This window comes from Streptomyces sp. NPDC058877 (assembly GCF_042742855.1).
In the GTDB taxonomy this organism is placed as follows: domain Bacteria; phylum Actinomycetota; class Actinomycetes; order Streptomycetales; family Streptomycetaceae; genus Streptomyces.
The window spans coordinates 41,817-59,849 of sequence record NZ_JBHYMF010000012.1; the positions used below are offsets into that span (position 1 = coordinate 41,817).

16 protein-coding genes are annotated in these 18,033 nt (G+C 72.8%); 8 read left to right on the top strand and 8 right to left on the bottom strand.

The window, feature by feature from the left end:
* Nucleotides 1–57 precede the first annotated feature (57 nt).
* Entirely contained in the window at nt 58–1,092 is a 1,035-nt protein-coding gene (locus ACFW2Y_RS05060) for a LacI family DNA-binding transcriptional regulator (protein ID WP_384873704.1), read from the bottom strand.
* A gap of 153 nt (nt 1,093–1,245) precedes the next feature.
* Here ACFW2Y_RS05060 and ACFW2Y_RS05065 point away from each other — a divergent pair, with 153 nt between their 5' ends.
* Entirely contained in the window at nt 1,246–2,532 is a 1,287-nt protein-coding gene (locus ACFW2Y_RS05065) for an MFS transporter (RefSeq protein WP_384873707.1), read from the top strand.
* Nucleotides 2,533–2,574: 42 nt separating this feature from the next.
* Nucleotides 2,575–3,282 (top strand): alpha/beta fold hydrolase, encoded by a 708-nt coding sequence (locus tag ACFW2Y_RS05070; protein WP_384873710.1) that lies wholly within the window; start codon nt 2,575–2,577, stop codon nt 3,280–3,282.
* A gap of 267 nt (nt 3,283–3,549) precedes the next feature.
* On the opposite strand, the gene ACFW2Y_RS05075 is transcribed toward ACFW2Y_RS05070, so the two are convergent.
* Together ACFW2Y_RS05075 and ACFW2Y_RS05080 are read right to left on the bottom strand one after the other, a co-directional pair.
* On the bottom strand, nt 3,550–3,726 hold the full coding sequence (locus ACFW2Y_RS05075; protein WP_384873713.1) for a hypothetical protein: 177 nt from the start codon (nt 3,724–3,726) through the stop codon (nt 3,550–3,552).
* A gap of 79 nt (nt 3,727–3,805) precedes the next feature.
* Entirely contained in the window at nt 3,806–4,627 is an 822-nt protein-coding gene (locus tag ACFW2Y_RS05080; RefSeq protein ID WP_384873716.1) for a TIGR02452 family protein, read from the bottom strand.
* A 209-nt stretch (nt 4,628–4,836) separates the two neighbouring features.
* Between ACFW2Y_RS05080 and egtA the strand changes: the two genes are divergently transcribed.
* Genes egtA through egtD form a run of 4 tightly spaced genes read left to right on the top strand, consistent with a single transcriptional unit; the run spans nt 4,837 to nt 9,138 of the window.
* Nucleotides 4,837–6,096 (top strand): ergothioneine biosynthesis glutamate--cysteine ligase EgtA, encoded by a 1,260-nt coding sequence (gene egtA, locus ACFW2Y_RS05085; protein WP_384873719.1) that lies wholly within the window; start codon nt 4,837–4,839, stop codon nt 6,094–6,096.
* Nucleotides 6,093–7,424, top strand: a complete 1,332-nt coding sequence (gene egtB, locus ACFW2Y_RS05090) for an ergothioneine biosynthesis protein EgtB (RefSeq protein WP_384873723.1) — start codon at nt 6,093–6,095, stop codon at nt 7,422–7,424. The genes egtA and egtB overlap by 4 nt, the downstream gene beginning before the upstream one ends.
* Complete coding sequence (egtC, locus tag ACFW2Y_RS05095) at nt 7,424–8,176, top strand: ergothioneine biosynthesis protein EgtC (RefSeq protein WP_384873726.1); 753 nt, start codon at nt 7,424–7,426, stop codon at nt 8,174–8,176. The genes egtB and egtC overlap by 1 nt, the downstream gene beginning before the upstream one ends.
* Complete coding sequence (egtD, locus tag ACFW2Y_RS05100) at nt 8,173–9,138, top strand: L-histidine N(alpha)-methyltransferase (RefSeq protein ID WP_384873729.1); 966 nt, start codon at nt 8,173–8,175, stop codon at nt 9,136–9,138. The genes egtC and egtD overlap by 4 nt, the downstream gene beginning before the upstream one ends.
* Here the strand turns inward: egtD and ACFW2Y_RS05105 are convergent.
* The 3 genes from ACFW2Y_RS05105 to ACFW2Y_RS05115 all read right to left on the bottom strand — a co-directional run bounded on the left by ACFW2Y_RS05105 (nt 9,033) and on the right by ACFW2Y_RS05115 (nt 12,166).
* Nucleotides 9,033–9,986: a lysophospholipid acyltransferase family protein gene (locus ACFW2Y_RS05105; protein ID WP_384873732.1), complete on the bottom strand. Its 954-nt coding sequence runs from the start codon at nt 9,984–9,986 to the stop codon at nt 9,033–9,035. The two genes, egtD and ACFW2Y_RS05105, sit on opposite strands and share 106 nt — an antisense overlap.
* On the bottom strand, nt 9,983–10,777 hold the full coding sequence (locus ACFW2Y_RS05110; protein ID WP_384873735.1) for a GNAT family N-acetyltransferase: 795 nt from the start codon (nt 10,775–10,777) through the stop codon (nt 9,983–9,985). The genes ACFW2Y_RS05105 and ACFW2Y_RS05110 overlap by 4 nt, the downstream gene beginning before the upstream one ends.
* Nucleotides 10,778–10,915: 138 nt before the next feature.
* Complete coding sequence (locus tag ACFW2Y_RS05115; protein ID WP_384873738.1) at nt 10,916–12,166, bottom strand: extracellular solute-binding protein; 1,251 nt, start codon at nt 12,164–12,166, stop codon at nt 10,916–10,918.
* A gap of 283 nt (nt 12,167–12,449) precedes the next feature.
* Here ACFW2Y_RS05115 and ACFW2Y_RS05120 point away from each other — a divergent pair, with 283 nt between their 5' ends.
* Complete coding sequence (locus ACFW2Y_RS05120) at nt 12,450–12,665, top strand: dodecin (RefSeq protein WP_384873741.1); 216 nt, start codon at nt 12,450–12,452, stop codon at nt 12,663–12,665.
* Between the two features lie 46 nt (nt 12,666–12,711).
* On the opposite strand, the gene ACFW2Y_RS05125 is transcribed toward ACFW2Y_RS05120, so the two are convergent.
* Entirely contained in the window at nt 12,712–13,200 is a 489-nt protein-coding gene (locus ACFW2Y_RS05125) for a hypothetical protein (RefSeq protein WP_384873743.1), read from the bottom strand.
* A 339-nt stretch (nt 13,201–13,539) separates the two neighbouring features.
* Between ACFW2Y_RS05125 and ACFW2Y_RS05130 the strand changes: the two genes are divergently transcribed.
* Entirely contained in the window at nt 13,540–14,817 is a 1,278-nt protein-coding gene (locus ACFW2Y_RS05130) for a DUF2254 domain-containing protein (protein ID WP_384873772.1), read from the top strand.
* A 216-nt stretch (nt 14,818–15,033) separates the two neighbouring features.
* On the opposite strand, the gene ACFW2Y_RS05135 is transcribed toward ACFW2Y_RS05130, so the two are convergent.
* On the bottom strand, nt 15,034–17,901 hold the full coding sequence (locus tag ACFW2Y_RS05135) for a type 2 lanthipeptide synthetase LanM family protein (RefSeq protein ID WP_384873746.1): 2,868 nt from the start codon (nt 17,899–17,901) through the stop codon (nt 15,034–15,036).
* Between the last annotated feature and the right edge of the window lie 132 nt (nt 17,902–18,033).

Sequence of the window (18,033 nt, forward strand, 5' to 3'; positions counted from 1 at the left end):
GCGCCACCGACCGGCGGCGCCCCGGAGCGGGACGTCCCGTCGCTCGGGGTTCCGCACTCAGCTCGATTCCCGGCGGACGACCCGTGAGTCCAGCAGGTCCCGGCTGACGGGTGCCGCGTCCGGGTCGCGGACGGCACGGTCGACCAGCTCCGCGAGTTCGCTGCCGAGCACCATGTCGATCCGCACGGTGCTGAGCCGGGGTCGCAGCAGCCGGCCGAGGAGCAGGTCGTCGGCACCGACGACGGCGGTCTCCCCCGGCACCGCGACCCCGGCGTCCTGGAGGGCCCTCATGAGCAGCATCGCGTACTCGTCGTTGTAGCCGAAGACGCCGTCGAGTCCGAGTTCGCCCCACCGTGCGGCCAGGGCGGACGCCGACTCCTCCTCGTACCGCAGGGGCAGGGGCACGACGCTCGCCCCGGTGCCCCGGGCCGCTCGGCGGGCGCCGTCGAGCCGGGGCCCGGAGAACATGGCGAGCCCCGGCTCCTCCGGGATGACCACGCCGATCCGGCGCCGCCCTGTGTCCAGGAGGTGCGCGGTCGCCACCTCGCCGACCCGTCCCTGGTCCATGACGAGCGCATGGGTGCCCTCGACGCGCTGGGTGCCGAGGGTGATCACGGCACGGGCCCCGGAGCGCTTCAGGATCTCGACGCCCTGCCCGGTGAGCTCCACCTCGCCGAGCGAGACGACGGCCACCGGGCGCAGCTCGGCCCAGGCGCGGGCCGCTTCCTCCGCCTCCAGGCCGACGCTGCCGTACTGGACCACCGTGTAGTCGAGGCGGCGCAGCGCCCACTGGAAGTCGTTGAAGAACCGGCTGTAGAGCGGTCCGACCGGGACGTGGGAGGTCGGCAGCAGGACCATGCGGCTGTGCCCTGCGCGCAGGCTGCGGGCGGCGGCGTGGGGTACGTAGCCGAGTTCTTCGGCGGCCTCGCGCACCCGGCGCCGGGTGGGTTCACTGATGCGGACGGCCGAAGTGTTGTTCAGGACGTACGAGACGGTGGCCCGGGATACGCCGGCGAGGCGCGCGACATCGGCACTGGTCGGGACCGCGTGCCTGGAGGGGCGCTCGGGGGACTGTTCGGTTGGTTGGCTCATCGGTCCGGCATCTTTCCAGAACGATCCGGCCCGAGGTCTGGCGGATGGCCGGATATGGGTGCTAGACAATGCTCACACGTGCCACTGACACGTGTAACCACATGACTCGCATCCGCTCTCGCCCCGCCAGGCGATCTCCCCAGGAGGGCAACCATGGCCCTTTCCTCCCCCGGCTCCGACGCTCCGGGCTCCGACGCTCCGGGCTCCGCCACCGCCCCGCCCACCAGCGGCCCCCACGCGCCGGGCGCCCGGCCGACGCGCGGCCTGCTGCCCCTGCTGCTCGCCGGGAACACCGCCATGTACGCGCTGTACATCGGCGTCCCCGGCATTCTCCTGGCACTCCAGATCGAGGCCATCGACCCCGCGGACAAGGTGGCGAACTTCGGCCTCGTCTCCGGCATCTCAGCGATCTTCGCGACCGTCTTCAACCCGGTCGCGGGTGCCCTGTCCGACCGCTCGGGGCGCCGCAACCCCTGGATCCTCGCCGGCGGCCTGCTCGCCCTCCCCGTGATGTTCCTCCTCGGGAGCGTCAACACGATCCTGCTGGTCGCCATCGCCTGGTGCCTCGGCCAGGCCGTCATGAACGTCTACCAGGCGGCCCTCACCTCCGTGGTGCCGGACCGGATACCCGTGTCCGCACGGGGCAGGGCCTCGGCCGCCGTCGGGCTCGGCCTCCCCGTCGGTTCCACGATCGGCGCCCTGCTCGGCGCGGCCTTCTCCGAGCACTACCGGACCGGCTATCTCGCCTTCGGCGCGATCCTCGCCGCCACCGCCGTGCTGTTCACCGCCTGCGCCCGCGAGGAACGCATGCCCCCGAAGGCCCCGCTGCCCGTCAAACAGCAGCTCGCGGCCTTCGGCGACGCCCTCAAGGAGCACGACTTCCGCTGGGCGTTCATCGGACGCGCCCTGCTGGTCCTCGGCTACTTCTCGGTGGCCGGGTTCCAGCTGTACGTCCTGAAGGACCACACCGACCTGCCGGCCGGGCTGAGCCCCGAAGAGGCCGTGGCGATCCTCATGCCGGTCGGCTCGATCGCCATGGTGGTCTCCACCGTGCTCGGCGGCTGGCTCTCGGACCGGTTCGACCGGCGCAAGCTCTTCGTCGGTGCTTCCGCCGCGCTGGCCGCCGTGGCCCTGCTCGTCCCCGCCGTGTCCAACAGTTGGACGGCCATGCTGACCTTCGCCGCCGTCAACGGCCTCGGCTTCGGCTGCTACATGGCCGTCGACACCGCCCTGGTCACCATGGTGCTGCCCCGGGCCGAAGACGCGGCCCGCGACATGGGCGTCCTCAACGTCGCCAACGCGGGTCCCCAGATCATCGCCCCCTTCGCGGCCTCGCTCGTGGTCTCGGTGAGTGGCGGATACACGGCGCTCTTCCTGGTGGCAGCCGTACTGTCGGTGCTCGGCGCGCTGGCGGTGCGCCCCATCCGCAGCGTGCGCTGACCCCCGTCGGCGACCGCCGAGCACCGAAGGAGAGACGGCTCCGTGCGCTTGCACACCACGACCTGGGGATCCGGGGACCGGACGGCCCTGCTCGTCCACGGCCTGATGGCCGACCACCGCACCTGGCGGCGGGTCGGCCCGGCACTGGCCGGGCACGGCTATCGGGTGATCGCCGTGGACCTGCGGGGACACGGGGCGAGCGCCCGGGCTGCGGGCCCGGAGGCCTACCGGCCCGAAGACCATGCCGACGATCTGGTCGAAAACCTCCCGGTCGAAGCGGAGTTGGCGATCGGACACTCACTCGGCGGGCTCGTCCTCGCCCAGGCGGTGGAGCGTCTGCGCCCCTCCCGTGCGGTGTACTCGGACCCGGCCTGGCACCTTGCGGCCGGCCCCTGCGGCTACCGCCCGGAGCTCTTCACCAGGGGGAAGACACTGACCCCGGAGCAGGTCAAGGGCTTCAATCCGCACTGGTCGGACGAGGACCTCGACCTCGAAATGGCATCGGTGCGGGACTGGGACGAGCGGACGGCACACGGGCTGGCTCCGTCCGTGGGGGCCGACCTCTGGCCGTCCCGGCCCGCCGTGCCCTCCCTCGTCGCCCTCGCCGACCCGAGCTTCCTGGTACGGCCGGAGCACGCCCGGATGCTGACGGAGCGCGGCTTCGAACTCCGTACGGTGAAGGGGGCCGGACACACCATCCACCGGGACGACTTCGACGGCTTCATGTCCGTGCTGGAGGGCTGGATCTGACGGCCCCCGCGCCGGGCCGGTCCGCAGGCGCCCCGGGGCGACGGGCCGGACGCCGCGGAGGGGGCGGGAAGCGGTCACGACGCCGGCTCCGCCCACCTCCTGAGGGGCCTCGGAGGTGCGGGGAGCGCTCGGAGCCGTACGGACCGGAGTCGGGAACGAGGGAGCGCACCCGACGCCCCCACCGCAGGCACCGGGCCCACGACCACGACGGTGCGGGCCCGGGCGCAGGATCCGTGGGGTCACCCGGTGGGCGCCTCGGTCATAACCTCAGTTGTGGCCGAACTTCCGCTCCTTGCGGTGGGACGCGTGCTCGACGAGCGGCATCGACGACTCTCTCGCGGGGGTCGGTGCGGCCTTCTCCTTCGCGGTTGCGTCGCTGCGGTGCTCATGACCGCCGGTACGGGCTCCCCGGTTCGTACGGGTCTGTTTCTTGCCCACGATCATGCCTCCCGTGAGGGGTTTCGGACGGTGGTCCGCATCCCTTCAGCCTGGCACGGGGGCAAGCGGGGCGCACGTCAGGCGGTCAGCCGAGGACACGCTGGAAGGCGGCCAACGTCGGAGTGCCGGAGGTACGGTCCAGGACCGCGAAGACGACCTCGTCGAAGTGCCCGGCGAAGCGTCCGTCACCGGTGAGGAGGGCCCTGAAGGTGCTGGCGACCTGCGCCGGGTCGTTGCGGAAGACTCCGCAACCCCACGCGCCGAGGACGAGTCGGCGGTACCCGGCTGCGGCAGCCGTCTCCAGGACGCGTTCGGCCCGGGAGGCGAGGGCGGCCGGCAGGCGGCCCGCGAGCTCGGGGGTGTTGCGGCGGACTGCGCCCGCGTTGGGCGCGGGTGAGGTGAGGAAGCCGACCGTGAAGGGGTCGGCCAGCAGCGCGCCCCGGTCATCGCGGAAGACCGGGACACGGGGCGAGTGGATGACCCGGTCCGTGTAGAGGGCGTCCCGCTGGGACCGGTGGTGGTCGTAGTACTCGGGAGCCCGCAGCAGGGTGGCGTAGAGGGCGGAGGAGCGGCAGAGCGCCTCCTCCTGGGCTTGGGCGCCGTTGAGGTAGCCGCCGCCGGGGTTGCGGGCCGACGCGAAGTTCAGGACGGCCACCGGGCGGTCGGCATCGGCCGTGGTCATGCGGCGGGCCGCGGCCAGGCTGCTTTCGGGGGTGACCGTGAGGACCGCCGTGCGGTCGGTGTCCGGGGTGACCGGGACGGGCTCGGGGCCGTGGAGGCGGGTTCCGGACAGGGCTGCGGCCAGATCGTCGGCGATGGAGACGGTTCGGCCGTCGGCGGCGCTGTAGCGGCCCGCAGCGACGATCTCTTCGGTCCGTCGGGCGAGCTCTCGCAGGCGTGCACTCATGAAGGCAGCATGATCGTTTCCTCTCAATGGGTGCAAAGGGTTTTCCGTGTCCCGCCGTGCTGCCGGGGGTTTTCGGACGAGCGGAGGCACAGGGGGCGCGTGGGAAACGTGCGAGGCGCTCTTGCACGGCGCTCGACGGTGGCTTTAGGTGGAAGCAGCGGCTCACCGGAGCGGGCCCACCGCGGCCCGGAGGACCAGGAGGTGCACGGATGTCGCCGAGCGGCGTACCGCGGGGCGGCCCCCCTCTCACGGAGGCGGAGGCGGAAGACCTACTGCGCTGCATCTGCTTCAAGACCGGCCCGCCCCGCACCGTGGGGGCGGAGCTGGAGTGGCTCGTGCACGAACTGGATGACCCCCGCCTTCCCGTGCGGCCGGCCAAGCTCGCGGCTGCGCTCGACACCGTGCGGTCGCTTCCCCTGGTGTCGGCCCTCACCTTCGAACCCGGCGGGCAGTTGGAGCTCAGCTCGCGCCCGGCCGGATCGCTCATGGAGTGCCTGGACTCCCTCGCCGCCGATCTGACGGCGGTGCGGGCGGCGCTCGGCCCGCTCGGCCTCACCTTGAGCGGATACGGGGTGGACCCCTGGCACGCGCCGCGCAGCCGGGTCCTGCACGAGCCCCGTTACGACGCGATGGAGATCGCGCTCGACCGGACCGGGCCGGCCGGACGGGCGATGATGTGCGACTCGGCGTCGGTGCAGATCTGCCTCGACGCCGGCCTGGAGGAACCGGGGCCGCTCGGTTACCACCGGCGCTGGCAGCTGGCGCACCTGTTGGGCGCGGTACTGGTGGCCGCGTTCGCCAACTCTCCGGTGCACGGCGGACGCCGGACCGGCTGGCGTTCGACGCGCCAGGCCCTGTGGACGGACCTCGACCCCCGGCGAACGCTCGCCCCGACGCCCGACGGGGAGCCCCGCGCGGAGTGGGCCGCGCACGTCCTGGACACTCCGGTGCTGTGCATACGGGCCGAGGAGGGGCCGTGGGAGGTCCCGGAGGGGTTGACCTTCCGGGAGTGGCTGCGCTCGGGCCTGCCCCGTCCGGTCGACGTCGACGACCTGCGCTACCACATGACGACCCTCTTCCCACCGGTACGACCGCGCGGCCACCTGGAGCTGCGCATGGTCGACGCTCAGCCGGGGCCGGACGGTTGGATGGTTCCGGTGGCGGTGACGACGGCCGTGTTCGAGGACCCGCACGCGGCGGAGACCGTGTACCGGGTGGTGAAACCGCTGGCGGAGCGGGCCGGGACGGAACCCGCTCCGCGCAACCGGCTGTGGCGGGCGGCGGCCCGTGACGGCCTCGCCGACCCCGAACTGCACGGCGCGGCCGTGGCCGTGTTCTCCGCCGCGCTCGACGCGCTGCCCCGGATCGGGGCGAGCGAGCGGGTTCGGCGGGCCGTGGCCGCCTTCCGCGACCAGTACGTGGTTCCCGGGAGTTGCCCGGCCGACGACCTCCAGGTGGTGACGTCATGAGCAGTACGGGGACGGATGCCGAAGTCGATCACGAGGCCCTGCGGCGGCAGGCCCTCGACGCCCTCGTCGCCGCGCGGGAGCGCACGGCCCTGCTCACCTCGTGCGTCGAGGACGTCGAACTCGTCGCACAGCACTCGCCCTTGATGTCACCGCTCGTCTGGGACCTGGCGCACATCGGCAATCAGGAGGAGCAGTGGCTGTGGCGGGCCGTCGCGGGACGTGATGCACTGCGGCCCGAGATCGACTCGCTCTACGACGCCTTCCAGCACTCGCGCGCCAGCCGCCCGTCGCTGCCGCTGCTGTCGCCGGGCGAGGCCCGCGCCTATGCGGCGGACGTACGGCTCCGGATCCTCGACGTGCTCGAACGCACTCCGCTGGAGGGGCGACCGCTGCTCGACGCCGCCTTCGCCTTCGGCATGATCGCCCAGCACGAACAGCAGCACGACGAAACGATGTTGATCACCCATCAGCTGAGGAAGGGGCCGGTGGTCCTGACGGCTCCGCCACCTCCCGCTCCGGAGTCCGGCCCACTGCCGACCGAAGTCCTGGTTCCCGGCGGCCCGTTCACGATGGGGACGTCGAGCGAGCCCTGGGCCCTGGACAACGAACGACCTGCGCATCCCCGCGAGGTCCCCGCCTTCCACATCGACACCACCCCCGTCACGAACGGTGCCTACCTGGCCTTCATGACCGACGGCGGCTACGCGGACCGGCGCTGGTGGCAGCCCGAGGGCTGGGCCCAGATCCGGGAGCACGGCATCGCGGCGCCGCTGTTCTGGCGCTGGGACGGCGGACAATGGCTGCGCCGCAGGTTCGGCGTGACGGAGCAGGTCCCCGCGGAGGAACCCGTCCTGCACGTCAGTTGGTACGAGGCGGACGCCTATGCGCGCTGGGCCGGGCGCCGACTCCCCACGGAGGCCGAATGGGAGAAGGCGGCCCGCCACGACCCGGTGTCCGGGCGTTCCCGTCGCTATCCGTGGGGCGATGCCGACCCCGGGCCGGAGCACGCGAACCTCGGCCAACGACATCTGCGGCCCGCAGCGGTCGGCAGCTATCCGGCGGGCGCCTCACCGCTCGGCGTACGACAGTTGATCGGTGACGTGTGGGAGTGGACGGCCAGCGACTTCCTGCCCTACCCGGGGTTCACCGCCTTTCCGTACAAGGAGTACTCAGAGGTGTTCTTCGGCTCGGAGCACAAGGTGCTGCGCGGCGGCTCCTTCGCCGTGGACCCGGTCGCCTGCCGGGGCACGTTCCGCAACTGGGACCTACCGGTGCGGCGACAGATCTTCTCCGGTTTCCGGACGGCGCGCTCCGCGGAGCTCGACTGATGTGCCGCCACATCGCCTACCTGGGCGAACCGGTGGCACTGGGGGAATTGCTCGTCCGACCGCCCCACGCCCTGCTGCGCCAGTCCTGGGAGCCCCGCACCCAGGACAGCGGCGTGGTGAACGCGGACGGGTTCGGGGTCGGCTGGTACGCCGAAGGGGATCCGGTGCCCGCACGCTACCGACGGGCCGGTCCGATCTGGGGTGACTTCTCCTTCGCGGACCTCGCCCGGGTGGTGCGCTCCGGGGCGTTCCTCGGAGCGGTTCGGGGGGCGACGCTGCCCGGGGCGGACGGAGAGGCCGCTGCGGCACCGTTCACCGCCGGTCCCTGGCTGTTCAGCCACAACGGCTCGGTCGAGAGGTGGTCCGACTCCCTGGCGGAACTCGCCTCCGTGCTGCCGGCGCAGGAACTGCTCCAGTTGGAGGCCCGCACCGACTCCGCGTTGCTGTGGGGGCTCGTGCTGCACCGGTTGCGGGCCGGCGACGCACCGGGGGCGGCACTCGCCGACACCGTGCGGGAGGTCGCCGCCGCCGTCCCCGGGGCCCGGCTCAACCTGCTGCTCACCGATGGTGCGCAGATCGCCGCGACCGCCTGGCGGAACAGCCTCTGGTACCTGTCGGGCCACGACCGCGTGGTCGTGGCCTCCGAACCGTACGACGACGACCCCCACTGGCGGGAGGTGCCCGAGCGGACGCTCGTCACCGCCGACCGCTCCGACGTCGTCCTCATTCCGCTCAAGGAGCCGTCCGCGTGAGCCCGTTCCAATTGACCCGCACCCTCGCCCCGGACGCCGCCGGCGCCGATCTGCGCGCCGACGTCCTCCACGGCCTGACCCGCTCCCCGAAGGAACTGCCGCCCAAGTGGTTCTACGACGCCCGGGGCAGTGAGCTCTTCGAGGAGATCACCCGACTGCCCGAGTACTACCCGACTCGTGCGGAGCGGGAGATCCTGGCCGCACGGGCACCGGAGATCGCCACCGCGACCGGGGCGAAGACCCTGGTCGAGCTGGGCTCCGGCTCGTCGGAGAAGACGCGGTTCCTGATCGACGCGCTGTTGCCGGGTTTGGTCGCGTACGTGCCCGTGGACGTGAGCGAGTCCGCACTGACCGGGGCGGCCGAGTCGCTGCTGGCCGACCGGCCGGAGCTGTCGGTGCACGCGCTCGTCGCCGACTTCACGCGGGGGCTGGCGCTGCCGGGGTCCCCCGGGCCGCGTCTGGTGGCCTTCCTCGGCGGAACGATCGGCAATCTGCTGCCCGCCGAGCGGCGGGCCTTCCTGCACTCGGTCCGCGCCATGCTCGCACCGGGCGACGCGCTGTTGCTCGGCACGGACCTGGTGAAGGACGAGGCCACGCTCGTGGCCGCGTACGACGACTCGGCCGGGGTGACGGCGGCCTTCAACAAGAACGTGCTGTCGGTGATCGACCGGGAGCTGGGGGCGGACGCCGATCCGGCCGACTTCGAGCACGTGGCGGTGTGGGACGCCGAGCGGGAGTGGATCGAGATGCGGCTGCGCGCCCGCCGCGCTCTGACCGTGAAGATCCCCGAACTGGATCTCGTGGTGCCGTTCGCGGCGGGCGAGGAGATGCGGACGGAGGTGTCGGCGAAGTTCCGTCAGGAGGGCGTGCGGGAGGAACTGGCAGCCGCGGGCCTGGAGCTGTCCCGTTGGTGGACGGACAGCGGGGGCAGGTTCGCGCTCTCCTTGGCGACGGCCCGCTGAACGACATCGAGGTGGGCAACGGCCTGCTGCGCCGCGGCGGCCAGGGCACGACGGTCCGGGTACCGACCGCTGGGCAGGGGAGCCGCCGTTCGAACGGTGGCGACGATCCGCCGCGTGGTCACGACCCGCCACAGGGACGCGCCCAGCGGATCGTCCCCGACGTACGCGGCGGATCCGGTGGGTCGGTAGTCGATCCGTAGCGGCAGTACGGCGCAGCCTGCGTCCAGGGCCGACTGGAACGCGGCAGGGCGGAAGCGCCCCCGGGCCCGGCCGCACCAGGTCGAGCCCTCGGGGAAGACGATCACCCGGCCGCCCCGGGAGAGTGCTCCGGTGACGTCCCGCACGGTGCCGGGCAGGGCCTTGAGCCGGTCGCGGTCGACGAAGACGGTGCCGCCGAGCGCGGCCAGCGGCCCCAGGACGGGCCAGCTCCGGACCTCCGTCTTGGCGACCATCCGTCCGGGCAGGACGGCGGCGACGATCGGTATGTCGAGCCAGGACACGTGGTTGGCGACCACGAGGAGGGGGCCGGGGGTCGCACCGGTGGCTCCCGTGTGGCGCACGCGGACGCCGAAGGCGCGGACCACGGCCCGCACCCAGCACCGGACGAGGGCGAGTCGCGCCGCGACCGGTAGGAGCCCCGCGATCGGGGCCAGGAGGACGCCGAGGAGGACGGTGCCGGTACCGGCGAGGAGTCGGGCCACGGCGAGGGGCAGGGCGGCCCGCTCGGCCCGGGCGCCGGCACCGCGCTCGAAGGGATCGCCGGCACCGTCCTCGGTGTGGGCGGCACAGCGTCCGGGGGTGCAGGGTGCCGTGGGGAGCCACGGCGAGGGGGCCGTGGACCCGTTCACTGCGCCGGGGCGAGCGAGAGGAAGTGGTTGAGGTAGCGCGGGTGGGTGCGGCGCAGCGAGAGGAGCACATAGAGGTCGGCGACGCCGAAGTCGGGGTCGTGCGCGGGGGCACCGCAGACCCAGGCGCCGAGCCGCAGATAGCCGCGGAGCAGCGGCGGGAGCTCGGTGCGGCCCTCGGGCCGGGCGATGCCGTCCGGGCTCCAGAGCTTGTGCGGGGTGACCCAGTGCTCCTCGGGGGCGAGGTGCTTGTCCTTGACGGTGTCCCAGGTGGCGGCGGCCAGGGCACCACCGTCGGCGAGGGGGAGCGAGCAGCATCCGGCGAGCCAGTTGTGGCCGGTCCGGGTCATGTAGCGGGCGAGGCCGGCCCAGATGAGGGCGATGACGGCGCCGTTGCGGTGGGCGGGGTGGACGCAGGAGCGACCGACCTCCACCAGGTCGTGCCTGATGGGGGCGAGCCGGGTGAGGTCGAACTCGCTCTCGGAGTAGAGGCGGCCGGCGACGGCGGCCCGTTCGGGCGGCAGCACCCGGTAGGTGCCGACGACTTCTCCGGTGCTCTCCTCCCGGACCAAGAGGTGGTCGCAGTAGGCGTCGAAGGCGTCGCTGTCGAGACCGGGCTCGGGTCCTTCGAGCCGTGCGCCGAGCTCGCCGGCGAAGACCTGGTGGCGCAGCCGCTGGGCGGCCCGCACCTCCTCCTGGTCCCGGGCGAGACCGACGACGTACCGGGGCGTGGGCTGCTCGGTCGGAACCTGGGGCGATGCGGGGGCGGTGAGCGTGGGCGTCGGTGCGGGCATGGCGGGCTCCTCCGGCGGACGGAAGGGAAAGGGGCGGCGCCGGGCCGCGTGTGCGACGACCCGGCTCCTTACTTCTTCCGTGACCGGGCGGATTCGACATGACCGTCCGGGGGCCCTCGGGTGTGGGAACGCTGAATGCTATTCGGCGAGGGTGTCGGTGATGGCGGTCGAAGCCTTCTGCGCCGCCTTCATGGGGTCCTCGCCCAGGAGGACGGCCGTCATGTACGGCTTGATGGGGTTGTCGGCCTCGACGCTCGCCCACTGGGGGGAGTTGGGGGTGGCGCGACCGCGCGCGGCGCCCTGCGCCATGACGGCGGTGGCTTCCTGGCCGGATACGACGGAGGCGAGGCCCTTCTTGTTGGGCACGTAGCCCATGGCGCGGGCCAGTTCGGACTGCCACTTCTCGCCGGCGAGTGCCTTGACGACGTCGAGGGCGGCGTCGCGCTGGGGTGCGTTCTCCGGGATGATGAGGTCGGAGCCGCCGGTGAAGACGGCGCAGGGCTGCCCCTCCTTCTTGCCCGGTATGGGGAAGAAGCCGAGCTTGTCCTTGAGTTCCGGGTTGACCTTGAGGATGGCGGCGACGGCGCTGGGGGTGGCGATGAGCTGGGCGACGTCGCCCCGCGCGAAGACGTCCGCCTGCGGCGGGGTCTGCTCGTCGGCGTTCTTCGGGCCGGAGCCGAGGGACTGGAGCTCCTTGTAGAAGGCCATGCCGCGCTGGGCGGCCGGGGTGTCGAGCGTCCCGTTCCACTGGCCGCCCTTGTCAACGGCGAGTTCGCCGCCCTCGTCCCAGATGAAGCCGGCGAGGGTGTACCAGTCCTGTCCGGCGAGGTAGATGCCCTGGGAACCGTTCTTGTTGAGCTTCTCGGTGTCGTCGAGCCACGCGTCGCGGGTGGCGGGCGGCTTCTCGATGCCGGCGTCCCGGAAGAGGTCCTTGTTGTAGATGACGATGCGGTTGGCCGCGTACCAGGGGATGCCGTACTGGCTCCCGCCGATGCTGCCGGGTTCGGCGAGGCCGGGCAGCCAGTCCTCGCTGCCGAGGTCGCGGATCGACTCCAGGGTCACGTCGAAGAGCTTGTCGGTGTCGGCGTACTGGGCGACCTGGGTGTTGCCGACCTCGATGACGTCGGGCCCGCCGGACCCCTCGATCGCTTCGGTGACCTTCTTGCCGATGCCGGTCCAGTCCTGGATGGTGATCTGGAGCCGAACGCCGTCGTGCTCCTGTTCGTACTCCTCGGTGAAGCGCGTGAGGAAGTCCTCGCTGGCGCTGTCCCGCATGAGCCAGATGTTGACGGTCTTCGTTCCGCCGTCGCCGCCCGGCAGCATCCCGCAGCCCGCGAGGGCGAGCGCGGTGGCGGCGGCCAGGGGGCAGGCGAGATGGCGGTTCTTCACGTGGGTCACCTTCTGCTCGGGTTCAGCACGGTGTCGTGTGCATGGGGAGGGACTGACCCGGCATGGGGGGACCGAACGGGGTGTTCGCGCGGGTATGTGGCCTGGATTCTGGTCTGGACCAACCAGATGGTCAAGTCCTTGACCATTCCGTTTCACCCCCTCGACGGGCGCTCCGTCCCTTACCTTCGGTAAGTCCCCGTGAACCACCCGGCGGTCGTCGTGTCGCGCGCCGACGCACCCTGGGGCACCGTGGAGGGACCGCACCGAGAGGAGTTCGGCCCCCATGTCGAATCACACCTACCGCGTCACCGAGATCGTCGGCACCTCCACGGAAGGCGTCGACCAGGCCATCCGCAACGGCATCCAGCGCGCGTCACAGACCCTGAGGGGCCTCGACTGGTTCGAGGTCACACAGGTGCGCGGCCATCTCGTCGACGGAACGATCGAGCACTACCAGGTCGGTCTGAAGGTCGGCTTCCGCCTGGAGGACGAGGACTGACGGCGGCGGCGCGCACCGAAGCGTCCCGCCGCCGCACAGGGTGCCGTCAGGTGCGACCCTCCTTCTCCTGCGCCTGCAGCAGCACCTCGGAGGGCTCCGCCCAGCGGGCCCGTACGACGGCGAACCCGGCCGCCTCCACCGCGTCGCACACGGCCGGGTCGTCATCGACCAACACCTTGACCACGCGGTCGACGGCGAGCCGACGCAGAACCTCGACCTTGGTCACCCGGGCCGGCCGGAAGTCACGGTTGCGCCGCATGTGGACCGTCCCCTCCGGGAGTCCCTGTGCGGCCAGCCACTCCACGGTCGCCCGTCGGCAACGCTCGGGCCGCCCGGTCAGGTAGACCACCTCGCACTCCCCGGCCGCCTCGCGGCAGAGCGCGACGCCGGCCTCCAGGGGCGGATCATCGGGCGCCGCCGCGAAGAACGCCTTCCAGTCCTTGGGCCTGCGCTCCAAGAAGTGCTGGCGGTGCGCCGTCGCGGCCAGGGTGTTGTCGAGGTCGAAGACGGCCAGGGGTCTGTTGTTCGATGTCACGGCACTCAGCGTAAGAGCCCGTACGGGGTCGGCGCGGGGGAATCCCAGGACCGACGCCGGGGAAGGACGGGCCGGGCCGCCGTCCGGAACCGCGTACGGATCGCCCCCGCGCCGGGGCGCCCTTCCGGGCCCACCGGGGGCTGCCGGAGCACCGTCCGCGGTCGTGCGGTGCGCTGCGCGTTCCACCGTCCGGGACCGACGGCCCCGGCCTCGTACGTCCGGAGGATCGTTCCCCGTGCGACGCGGGGCGTCGTGCCTCCCCGGGGAGCACCTCCGCCTAGCCTGCGTCGAGTGAGCTCCTTCCCGCCGCCGCCCAACGCTCGCTACCGCCGCCCCCGGATGCTGTCACCGCTGCGCGAACACCTGCGGGACAGCTTCTGGTTCGCCCCGGTCGCCGCCATGGTGCTGGTCTTCCTCGTGTGGCAGGGCTGCGCCCAGCTCGACGGAAGGATCATCGAAACCCTGCGGGAGGCGGACGCCTACGACGCCGTCGGTGATCTCGTCGCGGTGGTCAGCGACGCGAAGACGGTCGTGACCACGGTCAGCTCGGCCATGATGACCTTCATCGGCGTCGTCTTCTCCATCTCCCTGGTCGCCGTGCAGATGGCGAGCGGCCAGTTCACCCCCCGGGTGGTGCGGATCTTCGTCCGGAGCCGGATCACCAAGGCGACCCTGTCGGTCTTCCTCTCCACCTTCCTGCTGTCACTGCTCGTGCTGACCTCGTACGAGAGCGAGACCGATCCGCGGCTGGTGACGAGCGTGCCGCTGCTCCAGTCGGTCCTGACCCTGGCGATGGTGGGGCTCAGCCTGCTGCTCTTCGTGGTCTACGTGAACTCGACGCTACGGCTGATGCGGGTGAGTCACGTGGTGGACCGGATCACCTGGGACTCGTTCGACGTGCTAGCGAAGATGCCGTGGCAGGAGGACGAGGCCGGCGACTTCGGACCGGTGACCGAGCACGTGGTGCACCGGGGACGCGCCGGCGTGCTGCGGGACGTGAACGTGGCACGCCTGGTGCGGGCCGCACGGCGCCACGGGGTGGTGATCCGGCTGCTGCCCCGGATCGGGGACTTCGTGGTGCCGGGAACACCGGTCCTGGCGGTGCACGGCGGTGCGGCACCGAAGGGCTTGGCCTCCTCGGTCTCGGTGAGCATCGAGCGGAGCTTCCACCAGGACCTGGGCTTCGGACTGCGACAGCTCACCGACATCGCCCTGCGCGCGCTCTCCCCGGGCATCAACGACCCGACGACGGCCGTGCAGTGCCTGGACCGGATCACCCAGTTCCTGGCGGCGCTGGCCGGACGGCCGCTGGGCGCGGCGGAGTACCGGGAAGGACGGAAGGGCGAGGGACCGGTGCGGTTCGTGCAGGACGTACCGACCTGGGCGGACCTGGTGGACCTGGGCTTCGCCGAGATCCGGATCTACTCGGCGAACAGCCCGCAGGTCTCGCGGCGGATGCTGGCCGGGATCGACGACCTGCTGTCCCTCGCCCCCGAGGAACGCCGGGAACCCCTGCTGCGGCACCGCGCCCTGCTGGCCCAGGCCGTGGAGCGCTCGACCCCGGAAGCGGCCGACCGGGCCTTCGCCCTGAAGCCCGATCGCCAGGGCATCGGATGACGCACCGTCGTCGGTCGCGGGGACGCCCCCGCGCAGGACCGGGACCCGGCAGGTGACCGGCGGAGGGGGTGCACCCGGGCACGCCCCGGCCGGGCGGGGCGGGCCGCCGGTGCCCTGCGGGGCGGGCCGCCGTACGCGCGGCGACCGGCCCGTCGGGGGCGCCCCCGTTCGGCTGCTCCTCGGGCTTCGCACCGGTGGCACCGCGGCGGAGCCCGGTCACACGGCCGGCTCCCCGGTCACCCGCTCCGCTTCCGGCGGGAGCGCCAGGAGGAGCGGAGAGCTCAGCCGGGCGTCCGGGTGCATCCGGAGGAGGTGGTGGACCACCCCGGCCATCCCCGGGAGCAACCCCGGGGCGAAGGCCTCCTTGGCCAGGCCGCCGACCGGACCGCGCTCTTCGATGCCGGTGAGCAGCTCCGCGTCGGTCTCCGCGGCGGACGGCCCCTCGTACCCCTCCAGACCGCGCAGGTGGTGGAGGAGCTCCCAGAGCCCGAGGTCGCCGTGGCAGAGGGTGTGACTCCAGCCGAAGCCCTCGCGCAGGCCCGCGGGACCCGAGCGGAGCGCGGTGTCCAGGTGGCGGGGGTCGCCGGTGCGTCCGTACAGGTCGACGGCGGCCAGACCGATGCCCGTGCTCCCGTGGCACCAGGCGGTGGGGTGCTCGACCTCTCCCCCGAGCCGTGCGTCGAGCCAGGCCCGTTCTCCGGGAGAGTAGAGGGATTCCTCGAAGTCATGCGCCAGGGAGGCCAGTTCGTACCAGCGGCGGCGGTCGGCCACGCTCCCGGCAGCGGAGAGGGCGAGTCGGGCGAGCGCCCAGCCGGCGCCGGTGGCGCCGTGGGCGAAGCCCCCGATGCCCTCCGGGAACATCACGGTGGACCACCGTGCTCCGCGGTCGTCGACGATCGCGGTCCGCTCCAGCCTCCGTCCGGCCTCGGCGGCGACGTCCGTCCACTTCTCCTGACCGGTGAGCCCGGCGAGGTCGAGCAGGGGGACGACCACGCCGGCCGCACCGCCGAGCACGTCGAGCGCCCGGTCCTCGGCGATGAGCTCCGGAGTCAACAACGCGGCCCTGGCACGGGCCCGGTCGAGCAGTCCGGTCGTGCCGAGGACCCGGTGCAGGGCCGCCCAGGTCCACACCTGCGAGGCGAGTCCGGTGAATCCCCCGAGCTGCCGGGTCAAAGTGGCGTCCTCGGTGGCGGCCAGCACCTCCAGGGTGCCGGCCAGTACGGACTCGACGTCGGCCACCGGGTCGGCCCGCCCCGCACGCTGCTCCCCCAGGTACTCCGCGAGGGCGAGGGCGACGCCGCCCTGGCCGGTGTAGAGGTCGGCACCGAGCGGGCGGACCGCCCAGCCGTAGTCCGTGAGCACCGGGCTGATCCAGGTCGTGGTGGCGTCGGTGCCGCGTACGGCCGCCGCACAGATCGTCTCGGCGGCCGAGGCGGCCAGCGCCCGGCGGCGCCGGTCCAGGTCCTCGGCGTTCGGCGAGCGCACGGGCGTCCTCGTCCGGTCGGGGAGCTGGCGCTCGTTCAGATAGGCGCCGACCAGGGCGCTGCGGATGGTGTCCCGCTCGCGGGTGAAGTCAGCCCGCCGCCACCCGGTCAGGAAGGCGGCCAGCCGCTCTCCGTCCACCCGCTCGCCGAACACGGGGACGTCGCCGATCAACAGGTCCGCGATCTCCCTGTCGATCACCGTGGGATCGCCGGGAGCCCCGGGAGCGGCGAGGGCGTTGCGATGGAGGATGTCCCGGGCCCGCGCCAGGGCGGCTTCGGGGTCGTGCAGCGAAGCCGGGTGCCAGAGCATCCGACCGATGTCCGTGTAGGCCTGCGTGGGTCGGCGGATCCTACGGACCTGACACCCGTCGAACAGCCTCATCAGGGAGTCGAGCTCACCGTCCGCGTCGAGCTTCGCCAGTGCCCCGGTGAGCCCGTCGAAGCCGGTCAGCACCTGGTCCCAGTGCCGGATCAGCACCGGCTCGGGGCTGGGATGGTTACGGGCCGGCGGCAGGTCCACCACGCCGACCTCCATGCGGGCGGTGTCCCGCCCCCCGTCCACGATGACCGGGACGCGGATCTGCGGCTGCTGGCCGGGCAGTCCGCCCGCGGCCGAGAGGTCCACTCCGGCGAGGGCGTAGCCGTCGGTGCGGAGCGGCAGGATGCCGGTGCGCAGCACGGTGTTGCGGATCTCCCGGGCCGCCCGGTCGACGGCGTCGCCGCGTCCGCTCGGCGGAACCTCGACGTCGGGCGTGAACAGGGCCTCGGCATCGACCACGGCGGGCACCGGACCGTGGGCCACCAGGTTCTCGGCGTGCAGGTCGGTCCCGCCGAGGAGCCGCATCACTGCCAGCCATCCGCCCAGCGCGCGGTAGAAGCGGGCGAGCTCCGCCTCGTCCCGGCAGTAGTGGTGCCCGAGGTGCTCGGCCCAGCCGTAACCGTCCCGGACCAATGCCCTCGGCACGCCCAGGTCCTCGGCGCCGGGGACGGCTGCGACGAAGGCGCGCAGCGCGGCGTCCACCTCCACCGGCCTGGGCTTGTACATGACGCTGCCCGCGTCGAAGAGCACCCGGGCCACCGCCCGTCCACCGTGGTGGGTGTCCCCGCGGGCGAGCTCCAGGGCACGCAGGGGTCCCGGATCCCCGCCGAGCAGGCCGGCGAGGGCCTCCCGGTCCGCGACCAGCCGCCTGCCCAGTTCCAGGGTGCCCTCGATCAGGAGGCGCCCGGAGGCGAAGGCCCGTCCGCGCAGCGCCGGGTACCTCTGGTGCAGGGCCTCGACGTACTCGGGGGCGGAGGCGCGGCGGAGGAAGGCGTCCCAGCGGGCGGCCGGGTCCGCGCCGGACAGTTCGCCGGCCAGGGAGGCGGCTCTCAACTCCAGCAGGAGCACCCGGTTGAGCCGGAGTTGCAGCGTGCGGCCGAGCGCCTCGCGCGTCGCCTCGCGCAGGACCGTCCGCTCGTCGGCAGCCAGCCCGGAGAGCTCCGGCATCCGCTCGTCCAGCTCCGCGAACAGCGGCCCCGCGAAGGCCGCCACCGGCGCGGCGAACCACCCCTCGGGCGGCGGTTCGTCTGCCGGGCGGTCCGCTGCCACCGGTTCCACCATGCTGGTTCCTCTCCTGACTGCCGGTACGCGTGATGTGGTCAGGGGCGGTGTCGCGTTTCCGCGGCCCCGCCCCCGGACGGCGTCCCGCGGGCGCCGGGGCTGCTTCGCGGGCCGGGGAACCCGTGAGGGTTC

Coding starts and splice junctions, on each gene's coding strand:
- ACFW2Y_RS05060 (WP_384873704.1), bottom strand. CDS start 1,092: ATGAGCCAACCAACCGAACAGTCCCCCGAGCGCCCCTCCAGGCACGCG.
- ACFW2Y_RS05065 (WP_384873707.1), top strand. CDS start 1,246: ATGGCCCTTTCCTCCCCCGGCTCCGACGCTCCGGGCTCCGACGCTCCG.
- ACFW2Y_RS05075 (WP_384873713.1), bottom strand. CDS start 3,726: ATGATCGTGGGCAAGAAACAGACCCGTACGAACCGGGGAGCCCGTACC.
- ACFW2Y_RS05080 (WP_384873716.1), bottom strand. CDS start 4,627: ATGAGTGCACGCCTGCGAGAGCTCGCCCGACGGACCGAAGAGATCGTC.
- egtA (WP_384873719.1), top strand. CDS start 4,837: ATGTCGCCGAGCGGCGTACCGCGGGGCGGCCCCCCTCTCACGGAGGCG.
- egtB (WP_384873723.1), top strand. CDS start 6,093: ATGAGCAGTACGGGGACGGATGCCGAAGTCGATCACGAGGCCCTGCGG.
- egtC (WP_384873726.1), top strand. CDS start 7,424: ATGTGCCGCCACATCGCCTACCTGGGCGAACCGGTGGCACTGGGGGAA.
- ACFW2Y_RS05110 (WP_384873735.1), bottom strand. CDS start 10,777: ATGCCCGCACCGACGCCCACGCTCACCGCCCCCGCATCGCCCCAGGTT.
- ACFW2Y_RS05120 (WP_384873741.1), top strand. CDS start 12,450: ATGTCGAATCACACCTACCGCGTCACCGAGATCGTCGGCACCTCCACG.
- ACFW2Y_RS05130 (WP_384873772.1), top strand. CDS start 13,540: ATGCTGTCACCGCTGCGCGAACACCTGCGGGACAGCTTCTGGTTCGCC.
- ACFW2Y_RS05135 (WP_384873746.1), bottom strand. CDS start 17,901: ATGGTGGAACCGGTGGCAGCGGACCGCCCGGCAGACGAACCGCCGCCC.